At 61.2% G+C, this 10,210-nt stretch carries 8 protein-coding genes and 2 tRNA genes; 4 read left to right on the plus strand and 6 right to left on the minus strand.

The genetic code is table 11. The annotated features are described in order from the left end of the window. Positions 1–141: 141 nt before the first annotated feature. Genes Q7C20_RS12315 through Q7C20_RS12325 form a run of 3 tightly spaced genes read right to left on the minus strand, consistent with a single transcriptional unit; the run spans position 142 to position 5,921 of the window. Positions 142–1,560, minus strand: a complete 1,419-nt coding sequence (locus tag Q7C20_RS12315) for an efflux transporter outer membrane subunit (RefSeq protein ID WP_375067662.1) — start codon at positions 1,558–1,560, stop codon at positions 142–144. Continuing rightward, positions 1,544–2,710 carry an efflux RND transporter periplasmic adaptor subunit gene (locus tag Q7C20_RS12320; protein WP_375067663.1) on the minus strand — a complete coding sequence of 389 codons (1,167 nt, stop codon included), beginning with the start codon at positions 2,708–2,710 and terminating at the stop codon, positions 1,544–1,546. Before Q7C20_RS12320 ends, Q7C20_RS12315 begins: the two co-directional genes overlap by 17 nt. Further along, positions 2,700–5,921, minus strand: a complete 3,222-nt coding sequence (locus tag Q7C20_RS12325) for an efflux RND transporter permease subunit (protein ID WP_375067664.1) — start codon at positions 5,919–5,921, stop codon at positions 2,700–2,702. Before Q7C20_RS12325 ends, Q7C20_RS12320 begins: the two co-directional genes overlap by 11 nt. 241 nt (positions 5,922–6,162) lie before the next feature. Between Q7C20_RS12325 and Q7C20_RS12330 the strand changes: the two genes are divergently transcribed. Further along, a complete protein-coding gene (locus Q7C20_RS12330) occupies positions 6,163–6,573 on the plus strand; it encodes a hypothetical protein (RefSeq protein ID WP_348062261.1) in 411 nt (136 codons plus the stop codon). Here Q7C20_RS12330 and Q7C20_RS12335 read toward each other — a convergent pair. Beyond that, positions 6,570–6,731, minus strand: coding sequence for a hypothetical protein (locus Q7C20_RS12335; protein ID WP_375067665.1), 162 nt, complete (start codon positions 6,729–6,731; stop codon positions 6,570–6,572). The two genes, Q7C20_RS12330 and Q7C20_RS12335, sit on opposite strands and share 4 nt — an antisense overlap. 211 nt (positions 6,732–6,942) lie before the next feature. On the opposite strand from Q7C20_RS12335, the gene Q7C20_RS12340 reads away from it, so the two are divergent. Then, positions 6,943–7,605: a peptidase C39 family protein gene (locus Q7C20_RS12340; protein WP_375067667.1), complete on the plus strand. Its 663-nt coding sequence runs from the start codon at positions 6,943–6,945 to the stop codon at positions 7,603–7,605. Between the two features lie 154 nt (positions 7,606–7,759). Here the strand turns inward: Q7C20_RS12340 and pbpG are convergent, their stop codons facing one another. After that, positions 7,760–8,683, minus strand: coding sequence for a D-alanyl-D-alanine endopeptidase (gene pbpG / locus Q7C20_RS12345; RefSeq protein WP_375067669.1), 924 nt, complete (start codon positions 8,681–8,683; stop codon positions 7,760–7,762). A gap of 210 nt (positions 8,684–8,893) precedes the next feature. Next, on the minus strand, positions 8,894–9,748 hold the full coding sequence (gene folD, locus Q7C20_RS12350) for a bifunctional methylenetetrahydrofolate dehydrogenase/methenyltetrahydrofolate cyclohydrolase FolD (RefSeq protein WP_375067671.1): 855 nt from the start codon (positions 9,746–9,748) through the stop codon (positions 8,894–8,896). 279 nt (positions 9,749–10,027) lie between these two features. Here folD and Q7C20_RS12355 point away from each other — a divergent pair. Both Q7C20_RS12355 and Q7C20_RS12360 read left to right on the plus strand, forming a co-directional pair. Further along, positions 10,028–10,104: transfer RNA gene (locus Q7C20_RS12355), tRNA-Arg, on the plus strand. A 32-nt stretch (positions 10,105–10,136) separates the two neighbouring features. Beyond that, positions 10,137–10,209 (plus strand) — tRNA-His (locus Q7C20_RS12360). The last annotated feature ends 1 nt before the right edge of the window (position 10,210 follow it).

Genomic DNA, 10,210 nt, shown 5'->3' on the forward strand with positions numbered 1-10,210 from the left:
GTCTGGAAGGGCGCTATCGGGAGCAAGCCCCCTCCCACAGGGGTTCTCCGGTGTTCATACAATGTGTGTCTTGCGCAGGGTCAGTGTGGGAGGGGGCAAGCCCCTCCCACATTTAGACTTGGGCTGTGTTTGAGACGGATGTCAGGCGCCGGGTTGCCAGCCGCCGCCGAGGGCGGTGACCAATCCCACACTCGCCTGCAACTGCCGCGTCTGCACCGCCTGCAATGTCCTCTGCGCCTGTAACGCCGCTGTCTGCGCGGTCACCACATCCAGATAGCTCACTGCCCCCGCCTGATAGCTGTTCATCGCCAGCGACTGCGTGTGCTGCGCCGCATCCGCCGCCGCTTGTTCGTCCTGTGCTTCCTGCTGCAAGTCGCGCAGTTGCGCCAGGTTGTCTTCGACTTCGCGGATGGCTTTGAGCACATGGCTGCGGTATTGCGCCGACGCTTCTTCAAACTCGGCTTTGGCCTGGCGCTCATTGGCGCTCAAGCGGCCGCCATCGAAGATCGGCAGATTGACTAAAGGCCCCAGCGCCCAATAGCGATTGCCCGCTGAAAGCAGATTGCCGACGCCCTGCGTTTGCCCGCCAATCAAGCCGGTCAGACTGAAGTCCGGGTACCACGCCGCCTTGGCCACGCCGATGTTTGCGTTGGCCGCAAACACCCGCCGTTCTGCCGCCGCGATGTCGGGTCGACGTTGCAGCAGGTGGCTTGGCAACTGCGAAGGAATGCCGGGCAGCGCGATCAAATGCTGGCTTGGCGGCACGGAGAAATCGCTCGCCGATACACCCACCAACTCGCCAATTGCGTGCTCGGTCAGGTTGCGTTGCGCGCGCACTTCATCCAGTTGGGCCTTGGCTTCGGCGACTTGATTTTGCGCGCGGGTCAGGTCCAGCTCCGAAGCAATCTGGCCTTCATAGCGGCTGCGCGTGAGTTGCAGGGCCTGGCTGAAGTCATCCAGCGAGCTGTTGAGAATGCGGCTCTGCGCATCCAGCCCGTTGAGCTGCACATACAGCGTTGCCAACTGGTGCTGCAGACTCAAGCGCGCCACCGCCAGATCATCCCCGGACGCTTGCGCCTGGGCATCTCCGGCCGCCACCTGATTGCGGATTTTGCCCCACAGGTCCAGGTCGTAGCTCAACGAAAACTGAGCCGTGTTGCTGTTGTACACCGAGGGCTGCGTATTACCGCGCAACGGCCGTGAATCCGATTGCCGCTGGCGTAACGGCTGTACGCCGGCGGTAATCTGCGGGAACAACCCGGCGTGCAGTTGGCTGGCATACGCCTGGGACGCATCGAAGTGCGCCAGCGCCGCCGCCAAATCCGGGTTGGCCTTGAGCAGTTGCTGTTGCAGGTCATTCAGGCGCGAGTCGTTGTAGAGCTTCCACCAGTCGGGCGCCAGCTGGTCGGACGGTTGCGCGCTGTGCCACGGGCCATCGCTGGTCTGTTCGCGATAGCCCGCCGTCAGGTTGACCGTCGGCACCTTGTAGGTGGGCGCCATCGAGCAGCCTTGCAACGCGAGCAGCATCAACGCCGCGAGGGGTTTAAGCCTTGGGCGCATGCGCACCTCCGGCGTCAGCCAGTTGCACGGGGTCACCTTCGCGCAGCGCATCCGGCGGGTTATCGACCACGCGGTCGGCGGGTTTCAGGCCTTGGTCGATCACCAGGCGTTCGCCCAGGTCGAGGCCGATGTGAATGTCTTGCAGGTGCACGTGGTTCTGCGCGTCCAGCACCGCAACTTGAGTGCCTTGGGCGCGGAAGATCAGCGCGCTGGCGGGGATGCTCACGCCGTGGGTGTCCGCCGGAATCGGCAGGGTGGCTTCGGCGTAATCGCCGGGCAGCAATTCGCCGTTGGGGTTGTCGGCGACGAACTGCGCAAGCAAGGTGCCGGAGCGCCGGTCGATGGCGGTGGAATCGCCAATCAAGCGCGCTTTGAAGTGCTCGCCGGGGTGCTCGGGCACGGTCAGCTCGGCCTCCAGGCCTGGGTGGATAACGGCCGCGTAGTTCTGCGGCACCGGTACGTAGAGGCGCAGTTGGTGGGTGTCGGCGATGTTGAACAGCTCCGGGTCGCTGTCGGTATCGGCCTTGATCAACTGGCCGATGTCGGTGTTGCGCGCGGTGATGGTGCCGGCGAACGGCGCGCGAATCGTCTTGTAGCTTTCCAGCGCCGACAGCCGCGCGTAGTCGGCAGCGGCGGCTTCGGCGTTAGCCTTGGCAGCGGCGGCGTTGGAGGTTTTTTCATCGGCTTCCTGACGCGACACCGAATGGCTTGCCAGCAGGTTTTGCCAGCGCGTGGCGGTGGTTTGCGCCAGGCGCGCGTTAGCCTGTTCCTGGATCAGGCGGGCGTGAGTTTGCGCCATTTGCTGATCGAGGTCCGGACTGTCGATTTCGGCGAGAATTTGCCCGGCTTTGACCTGGGTGCCGATGTCGGCTTTCCAGTCCTTCAAGTAGCCGCTGACCCGCGCGTGAATCGGTGCCTTACTCCAGGCTTCCAGGTGTGCAGGGAGGCGCAGGGTGTCGCCGGCCACGTTCTGTTTGGGCTGGAACACCATCACTTGCGGGATGGCGGCTGTTTCCGTCCAGGCGGTAACCGATTGTTCGTGCATCGTGCGGGCGTGCAGGCCGTTGGCGACCAACAGGGCGGCCAGTGTCAGGCCGCCGACACCCATGAGCATCAGACGCTTGCGCGAGGGTTTGTGATCAGACGACATGTGGCGTTTCTCCAGCAGTTGCGCGAGTAGGGTGGCGACCGTGGACCAGGCTGAAGACCACGGGAACAAACAACAAGGTAGCGACGGTGGCGAATATCAAGCCGCCGATGACGGCGCGGCCGAGCGGGGCGTTTTGCTCCTCGGACATTGCCAGCGGCAACATGCCGATGATCATCGCCAGCGCGGTCATGCACACCGGGCGAAAGCGTGTGTAGCCGGCTTCCATCGCCGCCTTCAACGCGTCGCCATGTTCGGCGAGGCGCTCACGGCAGAAGCTCACCACCAGGATCGAGTTGGCGGTGGCCACACCCATGCAGAGGATGGCCCCCGTCAGTGCCGGCACCGACAGCGAGGTGCCACTCAGGAACAGCATCCAGACGATGCCCGCGAGCGCTGCCGGCAACGCGGTGATGATCACGAACGGGTCGGCCCACGATTGAAAGTTGACCACGATCAGCAGGTAGATCAGCACCACGGCGCCGAGCAAGCCGAAGCTCAAACCGCTGAAGGCTTCGTGCAGCGCATCGATCTGCCCGTGCAGGCTGATCACCGCGCCCTTGGGGCGCATGGAGGCGGTGTCATCCAGCACTTTCTGCACGTCCCGCGCTACACCGCCGAGGTCGCGGCCTTGCACGTTGGCGTAGAGGTCCAGAGTCGGTTCGATGTTGTAGTGGGTCACCACCGCCGGGCTCTGCACCCGCGAAATGGTCGCCAAACCGCCGAGGATCTGCGACTGGCCGTCGGCACCGGTGACCGGCAAGGCTTCCAGTGACGGCAGGCTGTCGAGGCGGTATTGCGGGGTGGCCGCAACGATCGAATACGACACGCCGTTGGCCGGGTTGAGCCAGAAGGTCGGCGCCACCTGGGAGCTGCCGGCGAGGGAGGCGACCATGCTGTTGGTCACGTCGCGCTCGGTAATGCCCAGGCCATTGGCGCGCATGCGGTCAACGTTGACTTGCAGCGACGGGTAACCGGTGGACTGCTGGATACGCAGGTCGGCGATGCCCGGCACGTGTTGCAGGCGACGTTCCAGCTCCACGGCGTAGGCGCGGTTTTCTGCGTCATTGCGCCCGGAGATTTTCACGTCCAGCGGCGCCGGTGCGCCGAAGTTGAGGATCTGGCTGCTGATGTCGGCGGGCAGGAAGGCGAAGTGGCTGCCGGGGAAGCTTTCCGGCAGGGCTTCACGCAGTTTTTTCACGTAATCGGCGGTCGGCGCGTGGTCCTTTTTCAGGGTGACCTGAATGTCGCCATCCTGCGGGCCAATGGTGCCGCTGCTGCTGTAGGCCATGTCGATACCGCTGAGCGGGATGCCGATGTTGTCGACGATGGTGTCCAGCTCTGCCGCCGGAATCACTTCGCGAATCCGCGCTTCAATGCGGTCAAACGCTGCGGCGCTTTCTTCAATGCGCGTGCCCAGTGGCAAGCGCACGTGAAGAGCGAGGGCGCCGGCGTCGGTGGCCGGGAAGAAGTCCTGGCCCAGGCTTGGCAACAGCAGGAACGACAAGAGCACGCAGCCCAGGAAACCGACGATAAAACGCTTGCGCGCGCCCAGCGCGACGACCAGCAGGCCGTGGTAGGTGTCGCGGATATTCGAGAAGTGACGCTCGAAACCCTGCTGGAAATTCAGCACCGATTGCAGCACGCGGTTGCGTGGTTTCTTGTGCTGCTCACCTTCGTGGTGGTTGATGAATTCATCTTCCGGGTGATGCCCCGCGCCTTGCTCCGGCGTATGTGGTTTGAGCAAGAACATCGCCAGGGTCGGCACCAGGGTGCGCGAGAGGATGAACGAGCTGGCCATGGCAAAGATCACCGCCAGGGCCATCGGCCGGAACAGGTAACCGGCAATGCCTTGCAGCAGGAACATCGGCACGAACACGATGCAGATGCACAGCAGCGACACGAAGGCCGGGCCGACGATTTGCGCGGCGCCGTCGAGGATCGCGGTCTTCACCGCCTTGCCTTGTTCCAGGTGCCAGTTGATGTTTTCGATGGTCACCGTGGCGTCGTCCACCAGAATCCCCACCGCCAACGCCAGCCCGCCGAGGGTCATCACGTTGAGGGTTTGCCCGGTGGCGGCCAACAGCGCGATGGCCGAGAGCACGGCCAGGGGAATCGAGGCGGCGATGATCAGGGTCGAACGCCAGCTGCCGAGGAACAGCAGGATCATCGCACTGGTCAGCAGGGCGGCGATGATGCCTTCCTGGGCCACGCTGCCCACCGACTGTTTAACGAACACCGACGCGTCACCCAGCAGCGAGGTTTTCAGCGACGGCGGCAGGGTTTCGTTGATGCGCGGCAGCATCTGGCGAATGCCGTCGATGATCGACAGGGTAGAAATGCTGCCGTTTTTCAGCGCCGGCATCAGCACGGCGCGGTGGCCGTCGACGCGCACGATGTTGGTCTGCGGTGGTGAACCGTCACGCACGTGGGCCACTTGGCCGATGGTGATAATCGCACCGTCGACGGTCTTGATCGGCAGGTCGTTCAGCTCATCAATCGCCTTGGGGCTGTTGTTGAGCAGAATCGTGTATTCGTTGGGGCCGAGTTTGGCGGTGCCTACCGGGATGATCTGGTTCTGCAACGCCAGGGCATTGCCCACGTCTTGCGCCGACAAACCTTTAGCGGCCAGCGCCTGCGGGTCGAGGTCGAGGGTGATCTGGCGTTGTTTGCCGCCCATCGGCGTGGGCATGGCCAGGCCGGGCAGCGCGCTCAGGGGCAGCCGGATATTGTTCTGCACCAGGTCGCGGATTTTCGCTTCCGAGAGGCTGGGGCTGGAAAACGCCATTTGCAGGATCGGCACCGTCGATGCGCTGTAGTTGAGGATCAGCGGCGGCGTGATGCCCGGCGGCATCTGCTTGAGCACGGTTTGTGAAACGGCCGTCACTTGGGCGTTGGCGGTGCGGATGTCCACACCGGGTTGAAAGAAGATTTTCACGATGCCCATGCCGGGCAGCGATTGCGATTCGATATGTTCGATGTCGTTGACCGTGGTGCTCAGGGAGCGTTCATAGGTGTAGATCACCCGACCGGCCATGGCGTCCGGCGACAGGCCGTTGTATTGCCACACCACCGCGACGACGGGGATGCCAATATCGGGGAAAACATCCGTGGGGGTTCGCAGGGCCGCCATCGGCCCGATGATGCAGATAAATATGGCCAACACGATAAACGTGTACGGCTTTTGCAGTGCGGTCTTTACCAGCCCGAGCATGCGTGAACCTCCGAGGGGAGCAAAATTGCAAACCCCGGCAGTCTTGCCCGACCCACCTAACACGCACCTTTCAGCCAGGTGAAGGAACATTTAGGTAACGGCTGAAGATCGTTTCATCTGTATTCATTTGTTCTGCACAGGGTGGCTCTCCAAGCTTGTAGCCCATCGGACACGACACATTTACATCGAGTCCAACGCTTTTACTGATGCCCTTTGGAGCCCTGCCATGTCACTGAAAAACCTGTCACTTAAACCACTTTTGTTGATTCCTGCACTTGGCGCCGTGCTGCTGTTGTCGGCCTGTGCCGGGCCAATCCCGAAAGCCGACCCCAGCGAAGCCTGGATCGGCCTGAAGGAAGAAGCGCCGAATGACTTGATGGCCGAGCGGGTAGATGGCAAGCGCGTGGACGACGGCCGCTTCTTTGAAGTGAGCCCAGGCGACCATCAACTGGATGTGACCTTGTTTGAGGAAGAGCCAGGCGATGACAACCAACAGGACTGTCAGGGCCGGGTGGAGTACAAGAACTTTAAGGCGGGTGAGCACTACACGCTGGTGGAATCCAGCCTGGGCACAACCGTGCGCGCATCCCTCAAGGATGGTCACGGCAAGGAAGTCGCAGCGACTCAGGACTTCAGCTGCATGCCTGGCTAGGCGTGATGCGCCGCCGCCCTGCGGGGCTTGGCGGGTGCAACGGGTTTAACGTGGGGGTGGTGATGCCGACGCGTCACGCGCATCACCCCCCACAACATGGCGGCGGCAACCGCCAGCCAACCGCAGACCAACATGAAAATCGTTGTTGCAAGGCTCATCTGGGCCTCCTTTCGCCCCGCTCGGGGCACACACAGTCTTCTCAATGGACAGTCTAGCTACCTGCCGGTTGCCTGGTATTGACCAATGGTCGTGTCCGTCCAACTCGTTTGCTCTATCCCGGGCCTTTTACTAACGTTCAAGGCTATACCCGCGTGGCCGGGCGCCCTATGATCAGGGCCCTTACCGGCAGTTGATCAAGAGAGTAAAAAATTGCGGTTACGGTCGAACGTTAAAACCTCGTTGCTGTTGGCGTGCGCCCTGGGGCTTGCGGCCTGTTCCGGCCACCCGTCGAAGCTTGCCGGTCTGCCGGAGCGTGTCGAACTCACTGGCGTGCCGACGTTTCGCAGCGAGGCTTATCTGAGCGGTCCCAGTGCTTTAGCCAGCATGCTGTCGCAACAAGGCATTGTCATGACACCCGGCTTGCTCGATAAGCCGCTGCACTTGCCGGGTGGCGAGGCGGACCTGGAGCGCAACATGCAGGCGCTGGCGCGTGAGTACGGGCTGATGGTGTACCCGCTGGATGCTGAGCTGACGGCGGTGCTGGCGCAGGTGGCCGCGGGTTACCCGGTGATGGCGCGGATCAACCCGAGCCTGTGGTCGGGGACGCGGTATGTCGTGGTGGTCGGGTTTAACCAGCAAAAGAGTACGGTGCTGCTGCGTTCGGGGTTGGATCGCCGGTTGCTGATGAGCTTCAGTGACTTTGCGTCGGCGTGGAAGAGTGCCGGCAGCTGGGCGATTCTGACCCAACGCCCAAGCCAGTTGCCGGCGAAGGTGGATGCGCAGCGCTGGCGTGATTCGGCGAATGCCACGGCGCGGGCCGGGCAGGAGCAGGCGGCGGCGCAGGCACTTAAGGTGTTGGCGGAAAGAAAGTGACAGTATTGAAGATCATGAATCTGTGAGGGGCGGGCTTGTGTGGGAGCCGGGCTTGCCCGCGATGCAGGCAACTCGGTTTTTCAGTGGGACCGAGTGGATGCTATCGCAGGCAAGCCAGCTCCCACACAAGCCAGCTCCCACATTGGAACTGGGTTTAGCGACGGACTTCGGCAGCGTTCGGGCGGTTTTTCAGGTTTTTGTCAGCCTTGTAGCGCAACGCCACGTCCGGCACCGAGCCGCTGCGGCCCGTTTCGACCCAGTTACGAATGCGTGTGGCATCGGCAAAGTGGGTGAATTTGCCGAAGGCATCAAGAATCACCAGTGACACCGGACGGTTACCCATGCTGGTCACCAATACCAGGCAGTGGCCGGCCTGGTTGGTAAAGCCGGTCTTGGTCAGTTTGATATCCCAGTTGGAGCGATTGATCAGGTGGTCGGTGTTGGAGAAACCCAAGGTGTAGTTGGGCTTGCGGAACGCCACAGTCTTCTCCTTGGTTGTGCTCAATTGGCTGAGCATCGGGTATTTGCGCGCCGCAGCCAGCAGCTTGCTCAGGTCGCGGGCTGTCGACACGTTGTGAATCGACAGGCCGGTGGGTTCCACATAATGGGTGCTGGTCATCCCGAGTGCCCTGGCCTTGGCGTTCATGGCCGCGATAAAGGCCGGGTAGCCGCCCGGGTAGTGATGGGCCAGGCTGGCAGCGGCGCGGTTTTCCGACGACATCAGCGCGATCAGCAGCATTTCTTTACGCGGCATTTCGCTGCCGATCTTCACGCGGGAGAACACGCCCTTCATCTCTGGCGTGTCCTTGATGTTGATGTCGATGTACTCGTCCATGTTCTGCTTGGCTTCGAGCACGATCAAACCGGTCATCAACTTGCTCACCGACGCGATGGGTACCACCACGTCAGGGTTACTGGAATAAATGACTTTGTTGGTCTGCAGGTCTACCAGGATGGCGCTGCCGGAGGCAATTTGCAGTTTGGAAGTGTCACGCGGTGCCTGGATGGATTCGGCGGCGTGCGCGAGGGTGCCTGTAAATGCAAAAAACAGGCTGATAATAGAGAGACGAATTTTCACGCGGATGAACTCGCTAAAATAGTAAGGAAATACCGTTCTGGAAACGGGTGATTTGAAAAAATACGTTACATTCTAGAAGTATGGATCAGAAACTGTCGAATGTTCTTCTAGAACCCGATGAAAGTTATTAAAAACTAAGAAAAAACAGGTTTTTCTTCCGGCAATAAAAAGCCCTGCGATAAGGCAGGGCTTTTTCATTACAGCTGGTTATTAGCTGTGCAGCGTCTCGGCTGCATACAGCGTATTTTCCAGCAGGCACGCGCGGGTCATCGGGCCAACGCCACCCGGTACTGGCGTAATCCAGCCGGCGCGGGGCAGGGCGGTTTCGTACACCACGTCGCCAACCAGTTTGCCGTCATCCTGACGGTTGATGCCCACATCGATAACGATGGCGCCTTCCTTGATCCACTCGCCTTTGACCAGGCCCGGCTTGCCGGCGGCAACGACGACCAGGTCAGCGCGGCCGACGTGGCCGGCGAGGTCCTTGGTGAAACGGTGGGTGACGGTCACGGTGCAGCCAGCCAGCAGCAGTTCCATGGCCATCGGGCGGCCCACGATGTTGGAGGCGCCAACGACCACGGCGTCTAGGCCGTACAGGTCGACACCGGTGCTTTCCAGCAGGGTCATGATGCCTTTCGGCGTGCACGGGCGCAGCAGCGGAATACGCTGGGCCAGGCGACCGACGTTATAAGGGTGGAAACCGTCGACGTCTTTGTCCGGGCGGATGCGCTCCAGCAACAAGGATGCGTCCAGGTGTTCAGGCAGCGGCAATTGCAGCAGGATGCCATCGATGTTCGGGTCGTCGTTGAGGCCGTCAATCAGGTCGGTCAGTGCCTGTTGGGTGGTCTCGGAAGGCAAGTCGTAGGCCTTGGAAACAAAGCCGACCTCTTCACAGTCTTTACGCTTGTGCGAGACATAAACCTGAGAGGCAGGATCGCTGCCGACCAGGATCACCGCGAGGCCCGGCGTACGCAGGCCTTGCAGGCGGCGCTCGGTGACGCGTTTGGCGATCTGCTGGCGCAGGCTGGCGGCGATTGATTTGCCGTCGATAAGTTGTGCAGTCATTACGCGTGATTAACCATCGAGAGGGGGAAGAAAAGTGCGCGCATTCTCGCACGCCAAGGCGTGAGGGCAAAGGCGCTCTGTCCGCAAATTGCCCTAACCCCTTAAATAAAATGAATTTTTTTCAAAAAAGATTTGACGGGTTTCGGGGGCCTCTATACTATTCGTCGCACTTGTCGGGCACAGCCTAGCACTGGTTAAGAAGGTCGAGCAGAATAGATGGTTGTTCTGCAAGGCTGGAAGCACTTAGTTTGTAATCCTCCAAGAGTACAGATTAATAAGGCGCCCGTAGCTCAGCTGGATAGAGCATCCGCCTTCTAAGCGGATGGTCGCAGGTTCGAGTCCTGCCGGGTGCGCCATTAGGCAGCTTTGGCACAAGTAGCGTTAGATGGTGGGCGTAGCTCAGTTGGTAGAGCACGGGATTGTGACTCCCGTTGTCGAGGGTTCGATCCCCTTCGTCCACCC

This window comes from Pseudomonas sp. AMR01 (assembly GCF_041946035.1).
Taxonomy (GTDB): Bacteria; Pseudomonadota; Gammaproteobacteria; order Pseudomonadales; family Pseudomonadaceae; genus Aquipseudomonas; species Aquipseudomonas antarctica_B.

What these genes read in the sequence shown, in the direction of transcription:
- Q7C20_RS12335 (WP_375067665.1), bottom strand. Translation starts at nt 6,731, where the DNA reads ATGAGCCTTGCAACAACGATTTTCATGTTGGTCTGCGGTTGGCTGGCG.
- folD (WP_375067671.1), bottom strand. Translation starts at nt 9,748, where the DNA reads ATGACTGCACAACTTATCGACGGCAAATCAATCGCCGCCAGCCTGCGC.
- Q7C20_RS12320 (WP_375067663.1), bottom strand. Translation starts at nt 2,710, where the DNA reads ATGTCGTCTGATCACAAACCCTCGCGCAAGCGTCTGATGCTCATGGGT.
- Q7C20_RS12315 (WP_375067662.1), bottom strand. Translation starts at nt 1,560, where the DNA reads ATGCGCCCAAGGCTTAAACCCCTCGCGGCGTTGATGCTGCTCGCGTTG.
- Q7C20_RS12325 (WP_375067664.1), bottom strand. Translation starts at nt 5,921, where the DNA reads ATGCTCGGGCTGGTAAAGACCGCACTGCAAAAGCCGTACACGTTTATC.